The organism is Rhizobium sp. IY2, assembly GCF_047532935.1.
Classification (GTDB): Bacteria; Pseudomonadota; Alphaproteobacteria; order Rhizobiales; family Rhizobiaceae; genus Rhizobium; species Rhizobium anhuiense.
On sequence record NZ_JBLKNU010000001.1, the window covers coordinates 1,051,606 to 1,071,045 of the forward strand.

Below are 19,440 nucleotides of genomic sequence, written 5' to 3' on the forward strand. Positions count from 1 at the left end.
ATGCGGGGTTTTGTCCGCGTTGGCAGGAGATTTTCGGACGGCGCTCCACGCATCCTCACTCATTCTTGTGACATCGCTCGGGCAAAGCCCGAGGAAGGGAATGAGTGAGGGGAGCGGACAGGCCTTCTCAACCGTCCTACTTCGGCCCAATCATCGTTTCCGGCCGCACGATCGCGTCATACTCCTCCGATGTCACCAAGCCGCTCGCAAGTGCCTCTTCCTTCAGCGTCGTGCCGTTCTTGTGCGCCGTCTTGGCGATCTTGGCCGCCGCGTCGTAGCCGATCTTCGGGGCGAGTGCGGTCACCAACATCAGCGAGCGTTCGAGGCCGGCCTTGATATTGTCCTCGCGCGCCTCGATGCCGACGACACAATTGTCGGTGAAGGAGACGGCGGCGTCGGCGAGCAATTGCACCGACTGCAGGAAATTATAGGCCATCATCGGATTGTAGACGTTGAGCTCGAAATGGCCCTGGCTGTCGGCGAAGGTCAGCGCCGCGTTGTTGCCGAAGATATGAATGCAGACCTGGGTCAGCGCCTCGCACTGGGTCGGATTGACCTTGCCGGGCATGATCGAGGAACCGGGCTCGTTTTCCGGCAGTGCCAGCTCGCCAAGGCCGGCGCGCGGGCCGGAACCGAGCAGGCGGATGTCGTTGGCGATCTTGAAGAGAGCGGCAGCCGCCGCATTGATGGCGCCATGGGAAAAGACCATGCTGTCATGCGAGGCGAGCGCCTCGAATTTGTTCGGCGCGGTGACGAAGGGCATGCCTGTGATGGCGGCGATCTCTTCGGCGACCTTTTCGGCAAAACCCACCGGCGCGTTGAGGCCGGTACCAACGGCAGTACCGCCCTGGGCCAGTTCGCTGAGGCCGGGCAGGGTCATTTCGATGCGCTTGATGGCGGAGCCGACCTGGGCGGCGTAACCCGAAAACTCCTGGCCGAGCGTCAGCGGCGTCGCGTCCTGGGTGTGGGTGCGTCCGATCTTGATGATGTGGCTGAATTCGGTGACCTTCATGTCGAGGGCGGCATGAAGGTGCTTGAGGGAGGGTAGCAGCTGGTGCGCAATCCGTTCGGCGCAGGCAATGTGCATCGCCGTCGGATAGGTGTCGTTCGACGACTGGCTCATATTGACGTGATCGTTCGGATGCACCGGCTTCTTGGAACCCATGACGCCGCCAAGCATTTCTATTGCGCGATTGGAGATCACTTCATTGGCATTCATATTGGACTGCGTGCCCGAACCGGTCTGCCAGACCACCAGCGGAAAATGCTCGTCGAGCTTGCCGTCGATCACTTCCTGGGCGGCATCGACAATGGCTTGGCCGAGGGCAGGATCGAGCTGGCCGAGCGACATGTTGGCGCGGGCGGCCGCCTGCTTGACGATGCCGAGCGCCCGCACGATCGACAGCGGCTGCTTTTCCCAGCCGATCTTGAAATTGCCGAGCGAACGCTCGGCCTGGGCGCCCCAATATCGGTCGGCGGCGACCTCGATCGGGCCAAAAGTATCGGTTTCGGTGCGGGTTGCGGTCATCGGCCTTGCCTTCCCTTTACATGCTGTTTTCGGGCATCTTCGAAAGATGAGGTCTTATAGGTTGGAAAGTCCGACAAGAAAACCGGATGCCGTGCGAAATATTGAAGATGACAGTCATGTTTGCGCGGGCTTTTCGGCGTGCCTTTTAGGCCACTTCGGAAATTTTATGCGTCCGGGCGTTTTTGCCCCACTGGTCTGCAGCCGAAAATTCGGTAAAAAATTAACTAATAATTTCATAATTTTGTGTGAACTGCTGCACGGCGCCGTGCAGGACCTCCGTCACACAAAATTGAGTCCGCCGGCGCTGGCGGCGCAGGCCGGTTTCTGATCAATGAGGCCCTACGCTGCTTGAGTTTCGCGGGATTTGATCTGAGAACAGCATGACCGGGACTGGAAGATATATGACGTTCGTTTTGAAAAGCGCGGCATCCGCATTGGCAATTTCCTGCGGCATAGCAGTGATGAGTGCCGCACCCGCGCATGCTTACACACTGATGGACATGCTGCGCGGCGACAGGCAGCGGAGCCAGAGCACCATCTTCATGGATCAGGCGCCCGGCCGACCGGTGCCGCGCGGCGCCGTCGGGGGGTCGCTCGGCGGGCTCGACCCGGAAGCGCCGCTGCCGAAGGTGAGCGGTCCGCGTTATTATACTTATAAAACCGAGACGCTGCAGCTCGTCGATACCGGCAAGTTCGCCGATCCCGTCGTCACCGGCGCGGTCGCCGATGTTTCGGCAAGCGGCGATGCCGGCGCCGAACCTGCGGTGCAGCGGCGTTTCCTGGCGCAGGCCAAGGTGCGCGCCAATGCCGACGTCGCAAAAGCGCTCGAAGCCTATTATGGCGACAGCCGCAATCCGCTCGTCTGGGTCGAAGGCAACCAGATCAACGACCGCGCGAAGGCGGCGATGACGGCACTTGCCGATGCGGCCTCCGTCGGTCTCGACCCTGCCGACTACGCCGTCCAGACGCCGGCGATCGACCCGGCCAATCCCGATCCCGCCTTCCGCGACCGGGCGCTGACGCAGTTCGAGCTAGAACTCTCCGCCAAGGTCCTTGCCTTCGTGCAGGACACGGAGCGCGGCCGCATCGATCCGAACAAGATCTCCGGCTATCACGACTTCCAGCGCAAGGTCGTTAACCTGACGCCGGTGCTGAAGCTTGCCCGCATGAGCCCCAATGTCGGTGCCTATATCGCCAACCGCTCTCCCGACAGTCCGCAGTTCCAGGCGTTGAAGACGGAGCTTGCAAAGCGTCGCGCCGCTGACGGCGGCAACGAGGAACAGATCGTCGTTTCGCTCGACAAGCTGCTGAGACCCGGCGACAGCTCGCCCGAGATCGCCAATATCGTCAAGGCGATCGGCAAGCACGGTTCCGAGACGCTGAGGACGGATCACGCGGCAACGCTTGCTGCTTACGCAGGCGGCATCGACTATTCGCCTGACATCGTTGCGCTGGTCGAGGATTTCCAGAAGGAGCGCGGCTTGAAGGCCGATGGCGTCATCGGCCAGGCGACGGTGCGCGCCATGACCGGCGGCGACACCAATGCCTCGAAGATCGACAAGCTGGTCGTCGCCATGGAGCAGGCGCGCTGGCTGCCGGAGGATCTCGGTTCCCGCTACGTCATGATCAACCAGCCGGCCTACATGGCCTACTACCACAATGACGGCAAGGAACAGCTGTCGATGCGCGTGGTGGTCGGCGGCAAGAACAACCAGACCTATTTCTTCGATGACGAGATCGAGACGGTGGAGTTCAACCCGTTCTGGGGCGTGCCGCAATCGATCATCATCAATGAGATGCTGCCGAAGCTGCGCTCGGACCCGAACTATCTCGACCAGCTCGGCTACGAGGTCGAGGTGAACGGCCATGCCGTCGCCTCATCCAGCGTCGACTGGTACGGCTCGACCGACAACGTCTCGGTGCGCCAGCCGCCGAGCAGCGACAATGCGCTCGGCGAACTGAAGATCCTGTTCCCGAACAGCCACGCGATCTACATGCACGACACGCCGTCGAAGAGCTTCTTCAAGCGCGATATGCGGGCTCTCAGCCACGGTTGCGTGCGCCTTGCCAATCCGCGTGCGATGGCGGCCGCCGTGCTCGGCACGACGGTTGACGACGTCGCCAAGCAGATCGCCAGTGGGCAGAACCATGCTGTGCGCGTGCCGCAGAGGATCCCGGTCTACGTCTCCTACTTCACCGCCTGGCCGAACAAGGACGGTGTGGTGGAATATTTTGACGACGTCTACGGCCGCGACGCCTATGTCGACAAGGCCTTCGACGCGACGACCAAGGCGCGTGGGGCGCAGATTTGACCTAGGTTTCTATCGGTATTTTGGCGGGCGGTCTTCGGGCCGCCCGTTTTGTTTTGGCGGTGAGCACGGAAACAAAGTCAAAGTAGAGAGGGCGTGCCGTGTTGCACTCCCCTCTGGAGGAATGGCGGAGGCGAGCGATCGCCTCAGACCGCAACCTTCGCCGCGAAATCGCGGATCAGCATCTCGACCAGTTCCGTCGTCAGCTCATCGAAATGGGTGATGATGTGGTCCGGTCCCAGCGTGTTCACCGGCACGTCGGAATAACCGAACGGCACGGCAATCGACGGAACGCCAGCGTTTCCGGCGACGGCGATGTCGTTGACGCTATCGCCGATCATCACGGCGCGGGCGATGTCGCCGCCGGCGCGGTCGATGGTGCCGGTGAGGTGGCGGGCGTCGGGTTTTCGGTATTCGAAGGTGTCGCCGCCGGTGATGGCGTCGAAATATCGGGTGAGCTCAAGCTTGCCGAGCAGACCGAGCGCCAGGCTTTCCATCTTGTTGGTGCAGACGGCGAGTCGGTAACCCTGTGATTTGAGCCGGTCCATGGCGGCGACCAGGCCGGGATAGGGCTGGGTACGGCCGGGCATGTTGCCGGCATAATGGGCGACGAAGCGCTCGACCAGCGGCGGCAGAACATCGCTTTCAAGCGGATGGCCGCGCAGCCGGCAGGCGCGCTCGATCATCACGCGCGCGCCCTGACCGACGAGGTGGGTGAGATCGTCATAGCTGACGGGTTCGAGGTCGAGGGCTGCGATCGTATGGTTCAGACTCTCGACCAGATCCACATGGGTGTCGAGAAGTGTGCCGTCGAGATCGAAGACGACAAGCGCCGGGCGAGTGGGGGCAGGGGTCAAGGGCATGTCTCTTTGAGGGATGGATCGTCCTGAGATACAAAGGATCGTCCCGGGGAGCGACGGGGTCGCCCCGGGAACGACAGCTCGTTCCTGGGGTAGGCGATCGCGCGGCGGAAAGCAACGTCCAGCAATGGTCGGGAGGGCCGCAGGCATCTGTTTCGGCTTTTCATTTTCCGTGATGATTTTGACTTTCGTTTGCCAGGCGAGCCGTGTAAACAGCACATCCAACGCAATAATCGGAGCTGGCGGCGCATGGATGCCCGCGAAATGAAGATCAAGGCCGCCGAGGCCGCACTCGCTCATGTCGAAAGCGGGATGCGTCTCGGGATCGGCACCGGCAGCACGGCGGAGGAATTCGTTCGGCTGCTGGCAGAGAAGGTCGCTGGCGGCTTCAAAGTCGAAGGCGTTCCGACGTCGGAAAGGACCGCGCGGCTTTGCGTCGAACTCGGCGTACCGCTGAAGTCGCTTGACGAACTGCCGGCACTCGACCTGACGATCGATGGCGCCGACGAGGTCGATGCGGGGCTGAGACTGATCAAGGGCGGCGGCGGCGCGCTGCTGCGTGAAAAGATCGTCGCGGCCGCCTCCGAGCGAATGATCGTCATTGCCGACGAGAGCAAGCTGGTCGAGACGCTCGGCGCCTTCGCGCTGCCGATCGAGGTCAATCCGTTTGGGCTCGTCTCGACGCGGATCGCAATTGAGAAGGTCGCGGCCCGGCTTGGTCTTTCTGGTGAACTTAATCTGCGCCAGTCCGGTGACGGAGAGTTTACCACCGATGGCGGCCATCACATCATCGATGCATCTTTTGGCCGCATTCCTGATGCAGAGGCGCTTTCGAGCGAGCTGAATTCCATACCCGGCGTCGTTGAACACGGGCTCTTTATCAATATGGCGGCACTTGCGATCATTGCCGGTCCTGCGGGTGTGCGCACACTGCAGGCAAACAGATAACAGGAGCATATACTCATGATGAACATTGCAGGTCTTGGCCGTTTCGCCGCTGCGACCGTCGTTCTTTCCGGGCTTGCCTTCGGCTCTGCCGTCAAGGCGCAGGAGGTCTCCGAGGAGCAGCTGAAGGCGTCTCGCGCCGCGATCGACGCCATCGGCGCCACTGCCCAGTTCGACAACATCCTGCCTGGTCTCGCCGAGCGCCTGAAGGCCGGGCTGATCCAGGATTCGCCGAACTACCAGGACGTTATTTCCTCGACGGTCGACGCGCAGGCGCTGAAGCTGGCGCCGCGCCGTGGTGATCTGGAGAAGGAAGCAGCACTCACCTATGCCAAGACCTTTACCGTCGACGAGCTGAAGGCGATCGCCGATTTCTATAATTCCGACGTCGGCAAGAAGCTGCTGCGCGACGGCCCTGTCGCCTCGCGCGAGACGGCGAAGGCTGCCGACATCTGGGCGCAGGGCATTTCCCGCGATCTGGAAAAGCAGAGCAACGCCGAGCTTTCCAAGGTCATCAAGGCGCCGCCGCCGGCAACCGACAGCCCGGCCGCTCCGGCTCCCGCACCGGCAGCCCAGCAGTAAAGCCTGTCCCACCAAACTTGCGAAAGCCCGGCATCGTCCGGGCTTTTTTGCTATGATGCGGCAAATGCCGCCGGCGAGGTTTCAGGTGACTGCAGATGTGCGATCATGACAAGGCTGTCCGAGTGCGGATATCCGGCAAGGTCCAGGGTGTCGGTTTTCGCATGTGGACGCGCGATGAGGCGGTGCTCCTCGGTCTGACCGGCTGGGTACGCAATGAACAGGACGGGACCGTCGTCGCGTTGATCGCGGGACCGGATATCGCCATCGCGACAATGATCGAACGTCTCAGGCGGGGACCCGCGGGAGCGTCGGTTTCAGGCGTCGAAACGGAAGCAGCTAAACTCGAGACGACGCTGGCGGATTTCCGGATCACCCGCTGACAACGGCGATATCTGAAGAATACTTCCTGGCCGCTCAGCCCCAAGCATCCGAGTTCTTTGCCAGTTGCCACACACCCGTCTCATCCGGTTCCACGCGCTTGTTGCCGCGATAGAAGATCGGCAGCCCTGTTTTCTTGTCCATCGCGAACCGGCTTGGCGTAAATTTCTCATTCTCGTGGCCCTGGGTGGCGAGCCCGAGCGCTTCCTTGAATTTGCCGGCCTTGCACAGGTTGGCGAAGAGAGTCTGATCCATCTTTTGCTCCGGCATGCTTTCTATATCCCGTGGATTGCCTGCCAGCCCGAGGCGGCCGGGTCAACCGTAAACCGTGGCCGGGTCAACCGCAAACGGTGACGGGGTCAACCGCAAACGGTGACGGGATCAACCGTAACGGTGACCGGATTGACCATTTGCCGCGAAGATTCGGCGATGGGAACGGGATGACGCAGGAGCGGGCTTTTGTTTTCGTGACGATCGCCCCTATATCAGGAACATCCTTCCTGCGATTCCCTCCCGGAGCTCCTCATGTCTTCCTACGACTACGACCTTTTCGTCATCGGCGGCGGTTCCGGAGGCGTGCGCGGCGCGCGTGTCGCTGCCTCGCTCGGCAAGAAAGTGGCGATCGCCGAGGAATACCGCTATGGCGGCACCTGCGTCATCCGCGGCTGCGTGCCGAAGAAGCTTTTCGTCTATGCCTCGCAGTTCCACGAGCATTTCGAGGATGCGGCGGGCTTCGGCTGGACGGTCGGCGAGAGCAGCTTCGACTGGAAGAAGCTGGTGGCGGCCAAGGATGTCGAAATCGCCCGGTTGGAAGGTCTCTACAAGAAGGGGCTCGCCGGCGCCAATGCCGAGATCCTGGAAACGCGCGCCGAACTCGTCGATGCCCATACGGTGCGGCTGCTGAAGACTGGACAGACGGTGACCGCAAAGACGATCGTGATTGCCACCGGCGGACGGCCGAACCCGCATGCGGCCCTTCCCGGTCACGAGCTCTGCATCTCCTCCAACGAGGCCTTTCATCTCGAAGAACTGCCGAAATCGATCGTGATCGCTGGCGGCGGCTATATCGCCGTCGAATTCGCCAATATCTTCCATGGGCTTGGCGTCGAGACGACGCTGATCTATCGCGGTGCCGAGATCCTGTCGCGCTTCGACGAGGATCTGAGACGCGGGCTGCACGAGGCAATGGTCGCCAAGGGCATCCGTATCCTCTGCCACGACATGCTGCAGAAGGTTTCGAAGGGTGAGGACGGCGGCCTCATTCTGGAGACACTGAACAGCGGCACGCTGCAGGCCGGCGTCGTCATGTTGGCGCTCGGGCGCGATCCGAATACGGAAGGCCTCGGTCTGGAGGCGGCCGGTGTCGCCGTCGACGAACGCGGCGCCGTTATCGTCGATGAATATTCCCGCACCAATGTCGAAAACATCTATGCGCTCGGTGATGTCACCAATCGGGTACAGCTGACGCCGGTGGCGATCCACGAGGCGATGTGCTTCATCGAAACCGAATACAAGAACAATCCGACCCGGCCGGACTACGAGCTGATCCCGACCGCCGTCTTCTCACAGCCGGAGATCGGCACCGTCGGTCTTTCGGAAGAGGAGGCGGGCAAACGTTATGGCGAACTCGAAGTCTATCGCGCGCAGTTCCGGCCGCTGAAGGCCACACTGTCCGGCCGGGCCGAGCGGATGATCATGAAGCTGATCGTCGATGCGGCGAGCCGCAAGGTCGTCGGCGCTCATATCCTCGGCCACGATGCCGGCGAAATGGCACAGTTGCTCGGCATCACGCTGAAGGCTGGCTGCACCAAGGACGATTTCGACCGGACGATGGCTCTGCATCCGACGGCCGCCGAAGAGCTCGTCACCATGTATGCGCCGAGCTATCGGATCCGCGACGGCAAGCGGCTTTAGGCCGCGAGGGGCCTTAGCCCTGCATGTCGTCGACCCGGAGCCAAGGCACACTTCCGGGCGGCATGGATTAGCTGGTGATGCGGGGAGCGCGGATGACCTTGAGGAAGAGCGCTTTCATCGCATCGGCGATACCTTGGGTCGGCGTCACCTCGAAATAGAGGCCGGGCGAGGCACATGCCTGCATCTTCGTCGGAATCTCGCTCTGGAAGGGACTGATCCATTTGTTGTACCAGTCGTTGGTCGGCAGCGGCAAATAGGTGGTGTAGAGCACGGCGATCTTGACGCCGCGATCCTTCAGCGGTTTGCAGAAGGAGGTGTCGATCGGTTCCTGACAGCGGCCGCCGGTGGTCTTCTTGGTGCATGTCGACGGCTTGTAGCTGTCGCCGACGCCATCGGAAACGAAGAAGAGGATCTTTTCAGGGCTGATATTCGACGTGCCGTCACCGGCCGGATCGATGATGGTATTCATCTGCGTCAGGGCGCTGTCGAAGCTGGTGAGCTGGTCCTGGTTGTAGTTCTGGTAGGGAATGGTCATCAGGTCGACGGCGTCGGTGTAATTCTTCACCTTCGTCAGATCGGAGGTTGGGCTGGAGATCGTCGTCAGCTTGGCGTCCTCAGCCTTGGTGCCGAATGTATAGACGCCCATGCGGAATTGGTCGCTGCTGACGCGTTCGGTCTTGGCCGTATCGGTCAGCGCCTGGGTTGCCTGGCGCACGACGTCGATGCGCATGGCGACGCCGAGGCTCTTGGCGATGGTGTAGTTGTTGGTGCTCTGGTCCATCTGATGGCAGGCGAAGGCGCAGCCTGTTTTAGCCTGCAGCTTGGAAACATCGGTCGCGGTGGCGCCGACGCCCATGGACGGCGTGTTGTCGAGCAGGATGTAGAAATCCATGAAAGCGGCGGTTTGATATTCCGCCGTCGCGGCGCCCGAGATCGTGATCGAGTCCCGACCGAGGATGCGCATGAAGGTGGTGGGCACGGTCGCGCTGAAGGAAACCTTCGAATTCAGCTTGTTGGCGGTCTTGGTGACGTCGATGCCGAGATCGACGTGAACGTCGGTCAGCTCCCCGGACATCTGGGACATGAAGATGTTGCGGGCATCGTCCTTGCCGAGCGAGATCGTGCCGTTGCCGCTCATCGTCATGGCGGCGGCGACCGCGCCGGATTTTTCGGCGATCGAACCGACGGCGGCGGCGTCGGCGGCGGCGAAAAGCTGTGTCCTCAGGCTGAGCGCGTGGGCGAAATCAACCGCCATGCCGGCAGCACCGAAGAGCGGCACCGCCAGCAGCGCCGTCATGATGCCGAAATTGCCCGAGCGGTCCGATATGAAACCGGACGGAAGGATCGCCATGCCATTTCCTCGATGTTGAAACTCTCACCGGTTCTACATGGAAAGTCTAAAATATGGGGAAATCGACATGGTATATGCTGGTTTAACTGGAGAATGGCGGGCGGCGGCGGCGAGGCGACAACTGTCGGCGAATGGTCTTTGCAAGATTGACCTAAAGGTCTATAAGCCGCCGCATATTGAGGGCATCCTAAGGTATGGATGTGAGTGAGGTGAGTGAGATGGCAGAGAATTGGACCCCGAGCAGCTGGCGGCAGAAACCGATCCTGCAGGTTCCCGAATATCCCGACGCAGCCGCTTTGGCGGCAACGGAGGCCCAGCTCGCCAGCTATCCGCCGCTCGTCTTTGCCGGCGAGGCGCGCCGCCTGAAGAAGCATCTCGCCAATGTCGCCGAAGGCAACGGCTTCCTGCTGCAGGGTGGCGACTGTGCCGAGAGCTTCGCCGAACACGGCGCCGACAATATCCGCGACTTCTTCCGCGCCTTTCTGCAGATGGCTGTCGTGCTGACCTTCGGCGCGCAGCTGCCGGTGGTCAAGGTCGGCCGCATCGCCGGCCAGTTCGCCAAGCCGCGTTCCTCGAATGTCGAGAAGCAGGGCGACGTAACCTTGCCGGCCTATCGGGGTGACATCATCAACGGCATCGAGTTCACCGAGGAGTCGCGCATTCCGAACCCGGAGCGCCAGGCCATGGCCTACCGGCAGTCGGCTGCGACGCTGAACCTTCTGCGCGCCTTCGCGATGGGCGGCTACGCCAATCTCGAAAACGTGCATCAGTGGATGCTCGGCTTCGTCAAGGACAGCCCGCAGGGCGAGCGCTACCGCAAGCTTGCCGACCGCATCAGCGAAACCATGGATTTCATGAAGGCGATCGGCATCACCTCGGAAAACCAGCCGGCGCTGCGTGAAACCGATTTCTTCACCAGCCACGAGGCACTGCTGCTCGGTTACGAGGAGGCGCTGACCCGCGTCGATTCCACCTCTGGTGACTGGTATGCAACGTCGGGCCACATGATCTGGATCGGTGACCGCACGCGCCAGGCCGACCATGCGCATGTCGAATATTGCCGCGGCATCAAGAACCCGATCGGTCTGAAATGCGGTCCGTCGCTACAGGCCGACGATCTGTTGCAGCTGATCGATATTCTAAATCCGGCTAATGAGGCCGGGCGCCTGACGCTGATTTGCCGCTTCGGCCACGAAAAGGTTGCCGAGAGCCTGCCGAAGCTTATCCGCGCCGTCGAGCGCGAAGGCCGCAAGGTCGTCTGGTCCTGCGACCCGATGCACGGCAATACAATCACGCTCAACAACTACAAGACCCGGCCCTTCGAGCGGATCCTGTCGGAAGTCGAAAGCTTCTTCCAGATCCACCGCGCCGAAGGCTCGCATCCCGGCGGCATCCATGTCGAGATGACCGGGAAGGACGTGACCGAGTGCACCGGCGGCGCCCGCGCCGTCACGGCCGATGATCTGCAGGATCGCTACCACACCCATTGCGACCCGCGTCTCAACTCCGACCAGGCGCTCGAGCTCGCCTTCCTGCTTGCCGAGCGCATGAAGGGCGGCCGCGACGAGAAGCGCCTGGTTGCCAACGGCTGATATCAGCCCGAAACGGATGAAGAAAAGCCCGGCCGATGCCGGGCTTTTTTATTGCTGTGCTTAGGGATGGCGGCTCAGATGCTGGCCTGGATACTGTGCAGGCCGGCATAGACGCCGCCTTGCGCCATCAAGTCGTCATGGGTGCCCTGTTCGACGATGCCGTCAGCCGTCAGGACCAGGATGCGGTCAGCATGGCGGACGGTCGAAAGACGATGGGCGATGACCAGGGTGGTTCGACCATTTGCCAGGCTGAGCAGCGCCTGCTGCACCGCCCGTTCGCTCTCGTTGTCGAGCGCGCTGGTCGCCTCGTCGAAGATCAGTATCTCCGGATCTTTGAGGAAGGCGCGGGCGATGGTAATGCGCTGGCGCTGGCCGCCCGAGAGCTTGACGCCGCGTTGGCCGATATCGGTGTCGTAGCCTTGGGGCAGGGCCATGATGAAGTCGTGCGCATTGGCGGTGCGCGCCGCCGCCTCTAGTTCGGCGTCGGTGGCGTCGGGCCGGCCGTAACGCAGGTTTTCCGCCACGGTACCGGCAAAGAGGTAGACATCCTGCTGCACCACGCCGACATGGCGGCGGAGCGAGGCCAGCGTCACCTCGCGGATATCGGTGCCGTCGATGCGGATCGCCCCGGCCTCGACATCGTAGAAGCGTGGTATGAGCGCACAAAGCGTGCTCTTGCCGACCCCCGAGGGGCCGACCAGGGCAACGAACTCTCCGGGCGCGATGGTCAGCGACAGCCGTTCGAGGACGCGCGGACCATCGGACTCGTAGCCGAAGGCAACATCGGAAAAGCTGATCTCGCCCTTTGGCGCCGCCATTGGACGGGCGGCCGGCTGATCCGTGATATCGGGGGCGATCTCCAGGATCTCCATGGCCCTGATGAAGCCGGTGTAACCCTCCTGCCAGAGGCGTACGAAATTGGCGAGCCGCTGCACCGGATCGACCAGCACAGCGACGCAGAGCAGGAAGGTCAGCATATCGGGAACGGTCAGCTCCGCCGTCAAAATGCGCAGGCCGCCGACGATGATCACCAATATGGTAATGAGCTGGGCGAAGGTTTCGGTGCCGACCGAGAACCAGGCCTCGCTGCGGTAGCCTTCGGCGCGGCTTTGCAGGAAGCGCCGGTTCTGCTCGGCGAAGCGTTCGCGCTCCAGCGCCTCGTTGGCGAAGGACTGGACAACGCGGATGCCGGCGAGGGCATCCTCGACGCGCTCGTTGACGGCGGCGATCTGCCGTTTGCTGGCCTCGAGCGCGCGGTTCATGCGCCGGTTGAAATAGAGCGCATAGGCCACCGCCACCGGAGTGAGCAGCAGGATGATGCCTGCCAATGGCGGATCGATGAAGAACAACACCAGCATGGCCCCGCCATATTTGAGCACGGCGATGGAAAGATCCTCAGGACCATGGTGAAAGAGTTCGCCCAGCCACAGGCTATCATTGGTGATGCGGCTCATCAGCTGACCGGTGCGCTGGCGGTCGTAAAAGCTGAACGAGAGCTTCTGGCAATGCTCGAACAGTTCCTGCCGCACCGTGGCCTCGATGCGGGCGCCCATGACGTGGCCGCGATAGTCGACGAAGAAGATCGCAGCGATCTGGACCGCCAGAACCGCCAGCATGATGCCGCCCATCGCCAGGATCTGTGCGAAGGCCTGCGGTGCCTCGGGCAGAGCCAGAAGCCTGCTGGTGACGATGTTGGCGCAGAGCGGCAAGGCGACAGCGGTGCCGGCGACGAGGATGGCGCAAAGCAGATCCGCGAGCAGCAAAGGCAGATGCGGACGGTAGTAAGAGAGGAATTTGCGCATGCGCGACCAACGCCGGCCGCGGTCGGCGGCACTGGAATCGTCACGGAAAAGGTTCAGGAAGGAGTTATGGCGTCGCGAGCTTTTCCTCGCGCGAGAGAACGAAATATTCATGAAGCTGAATGTCCTTGTGGGGGATTTTTCCTTTCTGTTTGGACAGGGTCGCTCTCATGTCAGTCTCCCGGGGGTCGAGTGAATTGGACCTTAAGTATCGCCGACAACAGCCGGCGATTCAATGCCGGGATGAGATGAGGTTGGCGGCTGTTGTCGTCGAGCAACAGGTGCTCGAGCCGACCAAGCATGCATAAGGCCAGCGATTTTCAAGATTTCTGATGATTTCGTTGAACGGAATGGATTTGACGCCGGGGGCGATCGGCGGCAACGTTCCGTCATAAACGGGAGAGCGATCATGACCGGACGGCATACAGGCGGCTGCCTCTGCGGCGCCGTGCGATTTTCAACGATGGCGACGCCAGGACCAGTCGTTGGCTGCCATTGCTCGCAGTGCCGCCGGCAGACGGGATTTTATTACGCCGCGGTCAATGTGGCCCGCGCGGCTCTTTCGGTCGATGGCACTGAGGCGGTCCGTTGGTACCGGTCGAGTGACGAGGCGCAGCGCGGCTTCTGCTCGAATTGCGGCTCCGCGCTGTTCTGGCAGGCGGACGGATCGGCGGAGATTTCGGTGATGGCCGGCGCCTTCGACGCGCCGAGCGGCCTGACCTTCGGCCATCATATCTACTGTGCCGGCAAGGGCGATTTCTACGAGATATCGGACGGCCTGCCGCAATACGCCGTGAATCCCCCATCGTCATCCTCGCCGGCCCGTGATTGACAAAGGTTGATCGCCGAGGCTAGGTTTACCGTGCTGCGTAGGGCGCTTCGTCGAATGTCGAAAGGGCAATGCCCGCCTACAATGTATCAACAGTTGCGCCCATGCCGAATCTCGAAAACCTCAAAAAGCAGGCCAAGCAGTATTTGCGATGGCACAGCGAAAGATACTATCCTGTTGCAGCCGAGATCAGAGCTGCGTTGCCGCGCTTCCGTCATCTCGATGACAGCCAGGTGCTGGAGGCGCGCTTCAAGCTTAGCGACGCGCAGGACCTGATCGCACGTCAAATGGGTTTCGAGGGATGGCAGGCGCTCAAGACAGGAGCCGCAGCCATGACAGATCCGAAAAAACAGCCAGCACCACAAGCCATCCTGAGTTCGCTATCCGCGCAGTTGTTCGTCACCGATATCAAAGCGTCGTGCGAATTCTTCACCGGCAAACTCGGCTTCAGGGTCGACTTCGTCTATGGCGACCCGCCGTTTTACGGACAGGTCATCCGCGACAATGCTCAACTCGCTCTGAGGCTGGTATGCGAGCCCGTGTTCGTCGGCGATATCAGGCAACGGGAGCATCTGCTTTCAGCCTCGATCACCGTCGGTACATCAGACGAGATCAAGCGCCTGTTCCTGGATTTCCAGGCCGCAGGCGTATCCTTCCATCAGCCCCTCAGGAAGGAGCCGTGGGGCGCCAGAAACTTCATCGTGCTGGATCCGGACGGAAATCTCATCCTGTTTGCCGGTCCGGGCGGCTGATCATTGCGCAATAAGCGCTGCCTCAGCTTCTGGCGGAAAGTTCGGCGCTGAGGCGGGCCACATCCTCGCGCAGCGCCGTCAGCTCGGTCAGCACGCTCATATCGATCTTCTGGTGCAGGGAGAGCACTTCGAGCTCGGCCTTGAGATTGACCTCATAATCCTTGGCGGCCTCGAAGCGGTCGCGCTCGGCCTGCCGGTTCTGCGACATCATGATGATCGGCGCCTGGATGGCGGCGATCATCGACAGGATCAGATTCAGAAAAATGAAGGGGTATGGGTCGAAGGGATTCGCCACCAGACCGATGGTGTTCAACAGTGTCCAGACGGCGAGAAAGGCGAGGAAGGCGAGTATGAAGGACCACGAGCCGCCGACGCGGGCAATGCCATCGGCGATACGCTCGCCGAAGGATGACTCGGCGGATAGAGCGGCATTGACGTCGGTCGAGATGATCTTGCGCGCGTGCGTTTTCGCCAGCACGCGCTTTTCGATATCGCCGAGTTCATCGGCCGGTTTGTCGAAATGATGGTGCACGAAATTCGAAAGATTAGACATTGCCTGTTTCCGATGCCGGTTATCGATGCGGTCGCTTTCGGCGCCAGTATTCCGCTCCGGAGGCAAATTGCAATGCGTATCGGTGCCGCGCGGAGCCACGCGTGATCCGTTCATAAAAATTTCGTCGTCGCGAGGTGCCGCTTTCGGCCCGAACGTGTTGCGGTCGCGAAAGGCGCAGGCTAAATAAATGACATGACACAGGAAAACGCTCTTTCTGATATCTTCCGCATCGCCATCGGCCAGCTCAATCCGACGGTCGGCGACGTCGCAGCCAATCTCGCCAAAGCGCGTGAGGCGCGCGCCGATGCGGGCAGGGAGGGTGCGCATCTGCTCGTCCTGACTGAGCTTTTCATCTCCGGCTACCCGCCGGAGGATCTGGTGCTGAAGCCCGCCTTCATCCGCGCCTGCTGGAAGGCGGTCGAGAGCCTGGCGGCCGATACCGCCGATGGCGGGCCGGGCGTCCTCATCGGCTTTCCCCGGCAGGACGAGACCGGGCGTTACAATTCAGTCGCCGTGCTCGACGGCGGCAAGGTGATTGCGGTGCGCGACAAGATCGACCTGCCGAATTACGGCGAGTTCGACGAAAAACGCGTGTTCGACCAGGGCGCCATGCCGGGGCCGGTGAATTTCCGCGGCGTGCGAATCGGCATTCCGATCTGCGAGGATATCTGGGGCGATCTCGGCGTCTGCGAGACGCTGGCCGAAAGCGGGGCAGAGATCCTGCTGTCGCCGAACGGTTCGCCCTATTATCGCGGCAAGGTGGATATCCGTCACCAGGTGGTGCTGAAGCAGGTGATCGAAACCGGCCTGCCGCTGATCTATGCCGCCCAGCTCGGCGGCCAGGACGAGCTGGTTTTCGATGGAGCAAGCTTCGCCTTCAATGCCGACAAGTCGCTCGCCTTTCAGATGAGCCAGTTTGAATCCGCACTGGCGGTGACGACGTGGAAGCGCGGCGAAAGTGGTTGGCATTGCGCCGAAGGGCCGATGGCGCACATTCCCGAGCGCGAGGAGGCCGATTACCGCGCCTGCCTGCTCGGTTTTCGCGACTACGTCAACAAGAACGGCTTCAAGACCGTCGTGCTCGGCCTTTCCGGCGGCATCGATTCTGCGATCTGCGCGGCGATTGCCGTCGATGCGCTCGGCGAAGAACGGGTGCGCACCGTCATGCTGCCCTATCGCTATACTTCCGAGGATTCGCTGAAGGATGCGGCCGACTGCGCCAGGGCGCTCGGCTGCCGCTACGATATCGTGCCGATCGAGCAGCCGGTGACGGGCTTCAGCAGCGCTCTCGCCAGCCTTTTCGAAGGCACGGACAGCGGCATCACCGAGGAGAACCTGCAGAGCCGGGCGCGCGGCGTCATCCTGATGGCGATCTCCAACAAGTTTGGCTCGATGGTGGTGACGACTGGTAATAAGTCGGAAATGTCGGTCGGCTACGCCACACTCTACGGCGACATGAACGGCGGCTTCAATCCGATCAAGGACCTCTACAAGATGCAGGTCTATGCGATTTCCCGCTGGCGCAACGAAAACGTGCCACCGGGTGCGCTGGGACCGTCGGGCGAGGTGATTCCGCAGAATATCATCGACAAGGCGCCGTCGGCCGAACTGCGTCCTGATCAGAAAGACCAGGATTCGCTGCCGCCCTATCCCGTGCTCGACGATATTCTCGAATGCCTGGTGGAGAAGGAGATGGCGGTCGAAGAGATCGTCGCGCGCGGCCATGACGTGGCGACCGTCCACCGGGTCGAGCACTTGCTCTATCTCGCCGAATACAAGCGCCGGCAATCGGCGCCTGGCGTCAAGATCACCAAGAAGAATTTCGGCCGCGACCGGCGCTATCCCATCACCAATCGTTTCAGGGACCGCTGACGCAATCGAGATCGCTGGCGCAATCGAGATTGCTGGCGCAATCGAGATTGCTGGCGCAATCGGGATCGCTGGCGCAATCGAGATCGCTGGCGCAATCGAGATCGCTGGCGCAATCGAGATTACTGACGTCATCACGTTTTTCGGGAGGAAACATGCGCAGCTCGGTTGAGATCTACAATGTCAGGACCGGCAGGGCCCGTGAGGTCTGGCAGACGGACAGACTGGTGGAGGCGCCGAACTTCTCGCCCGACGGTTCCTACCTGCTGCTGAACGGCGACGGACTGCTCTACCGGCTGCCGCTCGATGGCGGCGAGGTGGTTAAGGTCGATACCGGCTTTGCCGTCAACTGCAACAATGATCATGGCATTTCGCCCGACGGCACCGAGATCGTCATCTCCGACAAGACCGAATTCGGCAAGTCGGCGATCTACATCCTGCCGATCGAAGGCGGCACGCCGCGGCTCGTCACGCAAAATCTGCCATCCTACTGGCACGGCTGGTCGCCGGATGGTCGTCAGCTTGCCTATTGCGGCATCCGCGACGACGTCTTCGATATCTACACGATTTCCGTCGACGGTGGCGCCGAGACGCGGTTGACGCATGGCGAGGGCCGCAACGACGGACCGGACTATTCGGCCGATGGGCAATGGATCTATTTCAATTCCAGCCGTACCGGGCTGATGCAGATCTGGCGCATCCATCCCGATGGCACGGGTCTCCACCAGGTGACATCGGACAATCAGGGTAACTGGTTCGCCCATCCGTCGCCTAAGAACGACAAGGTGCTGATCCTGTCCTACGACCCTTCGGTGTTCGACCATCCGCGCGATCTCGATGTACGGCTGCGGCTGATGGACATGGATGGCGGCAATCTGAAGACGTTGTTCGAGCTTTTCGGCGGGCAGGGCACGATCAACGTGCCCTGCTGGTCTCCTGATGGCGAGGAATTCGCCTATGTCCGGTACTTTCCGGTGGGTTAGGCGGCCGCTGCCTTGCGACGATCGCGTGCCGATTTCGCCAGGTCTTCGAGCACCGCGACCGACATATCCCAATCGATGCAGCCATCGGTGATCGACTGACCGTAGACCAGCGGCTTGCCGGGCACGAGATCCTGGCGGCCTGCGACGAGGTTGCTTTCGATCATCATGCCCTTGATGTGGCGGTTTCCGGCAGCGATCTGTGCGGCGACGGATTTGACGACGCGCGGCTGGTTCATCGGATCCTTGCTGCTGTTGGCATGGCTGGCATCGATGAGGATGCGCGGGGCCACGCCGAGCTTGACGGCTTCGGCGGTGACAGCTTCGACGTCGGCCGCCTCATAGTTGGGCCGCTTGCCGCCGCGCAGGATGATGTGGCAGTCCTCATTGCCCGTCGTAGAAGCGATCGCTGCCTGTCCGTCCTTCGTCACGGCCGGGAAGTGGTGCGGTTGCGAGGCGGCGAGGATCGCGTCGAGCGCCACGCGCGCTCCGCCGTCGGTGCCGTTCTTGAAGCCGATCGGGCAGGAGAGGCCGGAGGCAAGCTGCCGGTGGATCTGGCTTTCGGTCGTGCGCGCGCCGATCGCGCCCCAGCTGACGAGGTCGGCGATGTATTGCGGCGTAATCGTGTCGAGGAATTCGACGCCGGCCGGAAGACCCATGGCATTGATATCGAGCAGCAGGCGTCGCGCAATCCTCAACCCTTCCTCGATGCGGTAGCTGCCGTCGAGGTGCGGGTCGTTTATCAGACCCTTCCAGCCGACGGTCGTACGGGGCTTTTCGAAATAGACGCGCATGACGATCTCGAGATCACCGGCAAAGCGCCGCCGCTGTTCCTCCAGCCGCGCGGCGTACTCCCTGGCGGCAACCGGGTCATGGATGGAGCAGGGGCCGATGACGGCGATCAGGCGATCATCCTCGCCCCGGAGAATCTTGTGGATGGCATCACGGTTGCTGGTCACGGTGTCGGTGACGGCAGCATCGCGGTGAATTTCCGCGAGGATATCGGCGGGTTTGGTGAGGGGCGTGATCTCGAGGATACGAAGATCATCAATGGCATCAGACACGGTATGGCTCCTGTTTGGTCATACCGTGCGGAACAAAAAAGCCGCCAGGTAGACTAGCGGCTGTTCGGGTTGTCGTCGCGTCGAATTCAGTTACGCATAGACCCGCATCCGCTGTGAGTAGCGGTACCAATAAAA

At 61.6% G+C, this 19,440-nt stretch carries 19 protein-coding genes; 11 read left to right on the forward strand and 8 right to left on the reverse strand.

All coding sequences use genetic code 11. The features are described from left to right. Positions 1 to 136: 136 nt before the first annotated feature. On the reverse strand, positions 137 to 1,528 hold the full coding sequence (fumC, locus tag ACMUVN_RS05165; protein ID WP_063475004.1) for a class II fumarate hydratase: 1,392 nt from the start codon (positions 1,526 to 1,528) through the stop codon (positions 137 to 139). A 61-nt stretch (positions 1,529 to 1,589) separates the two neighbouring features. Here fumC and ACMUVN_RS05170 point away from each other — a divergent pair, with 61 nt between their 5' ends. Together ACMUVN_RS05170 and ACMUVN_RS05175 are read left to right on the forward strand one after the other, a co-directional pair. Then, positions 1,590 to 1,856 (forward strand): hypothetical protein, encoded by a 267-nt coding sequence (locus tag ACMUVN_RS05170; protein ID WP_165932199.1) that lies wholly within the window; start codon positions 1,590 to 1,592, stop codon positions 1,854 to 1,856. A gap of 73 nt (positions 1,857 to 1,929) precedes the next feature. Then, positions 1,930 to 3,840 carry a L,D-transpeptidase family protein gene (locus ACMUVN_RS05175; RefSeq protein WP_132571966.1) on the forward strand — a complete coding sequence of 637 codons (1,911 nt, stop codon included), beginning with the start codon at positions 1,930 to 1,932 and terminating at the stop codon, positions 3,838 to 3,840. Positions 3,841 to 3,983: 143 nt separating this feature from the next. Here ACMUVN_RS05175 and ACMUVN_RS05180 read toward each other — a convergent pair whose 3' ends face one another. Then, on the reverse strand, positions 3,984 to 4,700 hold the full coding sequence (locus ACMUVN_RS05180; protein WP_207910802.1) for an HAD family hydrolase: 717 nt from the start codon (positions 4,698 to 4,700) through the stop codon (positions 3,984 to 3,986). Positions 4,701 to 4,946: 246 nt separating this feature from the next. On the opposite strand from ACMUVN_RS05180, the gene rpiA reads away from it, so the two are divergent. The 3 genes from rpiA to ACMUVN_RS05195 all read left to right on the forward strand — a co-directional run bounded on the left by rpiA (position 4,947) and on the right by ACMUVN_RS05195 (position 6,604). Beyond that, positions 4,947 to 5,645: a ribose-5-phosphate isomerase RpiA gene (rpiA, locus tag ACMUVN_RS05185; RefSeq protein ID WP_028758547.1), complete on the forward strand. Its 699-nt coding sequence runs from the start codon at positions 4,947 to 4,949 to the stop codon at positions 5,643 to 5,645. 15 nt (positions 5,646 to 5,660) lie between these two features. Beyond that, positions 5,661 to 6,224 (forward strand): DUF2059 domain-containing protein, encoded by a 564-nt coding sequence (locus tag ACMUVN_RS05190; RefSeq protein ID WP_028758548.1) that lies wholly within the window; start codon positions 5,661 to 5,663, stop codon positions 6,222 to 6,224. Between the two features lie 95 nt (positions 6,225 to 6,319). After that, a complete protein-coding gene (locus ACMUVN_RS05195; RefSeq protein ID WP_132571958.1) occupies positions 6,320 to 6,604 on the forward strand; it encodes an acylphosphatase in 285 nt (94 codons plus the stop codon). A gap of 34 nt (positions 6,605 to 6,638) precedes the next feature. On the opposite strand, the gene ACMUVN_RS05200 is transcribed toward ACMUVN_RS05195, so the two are convergent. Beyond that, positions 6,639 to 6,857, reverse strand: a complete 219-nt coding sequence (locus ACMUVN_RS05200) for a hypothetical protein (protein ID WP_047611608.1) — start codon at positions 6,855 to 6,857, stop codon at positions 6,639 to 6,641. Positions 6,858 to 7,127: 270 nt separating this feature from the next. Here ACMUVN_RS05200 and gor point away from each other — a divergent pair, with 270 nt between their 5' ends. Further along, on the forward strand, positions 7,128 to 8,516 hold the full coding sequence (gene gor, locus ACMUVN_RS05205; RefSeq protein ID WP_132571955.1) for a glutathione-disulfide reductase: 1,389 nt from the start codon (positions 7,128 to 7,130) through the stop codon (positions 8,514 to 8,516). A gap of 67 nt (positions 8,517 to 8,583) precedes the next feature. Here the strand turns inward: gor and ACMUVN_RS05210 are convergent, their stop codons facing one another. Then, complete coding sequence (locus ACMUVN_RS05210; RefSeq protein ID WP_063475001.1) at positions 8,584 to 9,867, reverse strand: pilus assembly protein TadG-related protein; 1,284 nt, start codon at positions 9,865 to 9,867, stop codon at positions 8,584 to 8,586. Positions 9,868 to 10,085: 218 nt separating this feature from the next. Between ACMUVN_RS05210 and ACMUVN_RS05215 the strand changes: the two genes are divergently transcribed. After that, complete coding sequence (locus ACMUVN_RS05215) at positions 10,086 to 11,459, forward strand: class II 3-deoxy-7-phosphoheptulonate synthase (RefSeq protein ID WP_097543663.1); 1,374 nt, start codon at positions 10,086 to 10,088, stop codon at positions 11,457 to 11,459. A 74-nt stretch (positions 11,460 to 11,533) separates the two neighbouring features. On the opposite strand, the gene ACMUVN_RS05220 is transcribed toward ACMUVN_RS05215, so the two are convergent. Continuing rightward, entirely contained in the window at positions 11,534 to 13,372 is a 1,839-nt protein-coding gene (locus ACMUVN_RS05220; RefSeq protein WP_254957835.1) for an ABC transporter ATP-binding protein, read from the reverse strand. A gap of 295 nt (positions 13,373 to 13,667) precedes the next feature. Between ACMUVN_RS05220 and ACMUVN_RS05225 the strand changes: the two genes are divergently transcribed. Both ACMUVN_RS05225 and ACMUVN_RS05230 read left to right on the forward strand, forming a co-directional pair. Next, on the forward strand, positions 13,668 to 14,090 hold the full coding sequence (locus tag ACMUVN_RS05225; RefSeq protein WP_132571950.1) for a GFA family protein: 423 nt from the start codon (positions 13,668 to 13,670) through the stop codon (positions 14,088 to 14,090). A gap of 101 nt (positions 14,091 to 14,191) precedes the next feature. Beyond that, positions 14,192 to 14,839, forward strand: a complete 648-nt coding sequence (locus ACMUVN_RS05230) for a VOC family protein (RefSeq protein ID WP_047610092.1) — start codon at positions 14,192 to 14,194, stop codon at positions 14,837 to 14,839. Between the two features lie 22 nt (positions 14,840 to 14,861). Here the strand turns inward: ACMUVN_RS05230 and ACMUVN_RS05235 are convergent, their stop codons facing one another. Beyond that, positions 14,862 to 15,392 (reverse strand): DUF1003 domain-containing protein, encoded by a 531-nt coding sequence (locus ACMUVN_RS05235; RefSeq protein ID WP_028758558.1) that lies wholly within the window; start codon positions 15,390 to 15,392, stop codon positions 14,862 to 14,864. Between the two features lie 192 nt (positions 15,393 to 15,584). On the opposite strand from ACMUVN_RS05235, the gene ACMUVN_RS05240 reads away from it, so the two are divergent. Further along, complete coding sequence (locus tag ACMUVN_RS05240; protein ID WP_097543661.1) at positions 15,585 to 17,264, forward strand: NAD+ synthase; 1,680 nt, start codon at positions 15,585 to 15,587, stop codon at positions 17,262 to 17,264. Here ACMUVN_RS05240 and ACMUVN_RS05245 read toward each other — a convergent pair. Next, entirely contained in the window at positions 17,251 to 17,418 is a 168-nt protein-coding gene (locus ACMUVN_RS05245; RefSeq protein WP_414814903.1) for a hypothetical protein, read from the reverse strand. The two genes, ACMUVN_RS05240 and ACMUVN_RS05245, sit on opposite strands and share 14 nt — an antisense overlap. Here ACMUVN_RS05245 and ACMUVN_RS05250 point away from each other — a divergent pair. Beyond that, the gene (locus tag ACMUVN_RS05250) at positions 17,417 to 18,244 is read left to right on the forward strand and encodes a TolB family protein (protein WP_097543660.1); all 828 of its coding nucleotides are present in this window, start codon (positions 17,417 to 17,419) and stop codon (positions 18,242 to 18,244) included. The genes ACMUVN_RS05245 and ACMUVN_RS05250 overlap by 2 nt on opposite strands. On the opposite strand, the gene ACMUVN_RS05255 is transcribed toward ACMUVN_RS05250, so the two are convergent. Next, positions 18,241 to 19,305, reverse strand: coding sequence for a 3-deoxy-7-phosphoheptulonate synthase (locus tag ACMUVN_RS05255; protein WP_047610087.1), 1,065 nt, complete (start codon positions 19,303 to 19,305; stop codon positions 18,241 to 18,243). The genes ACMUVN_RS05250 and ACMUVN_RS05255 overlap by 4 nt on opposite strands. Positions 19,306 to 19,440 lie beyond the last annotated feature (135 nt).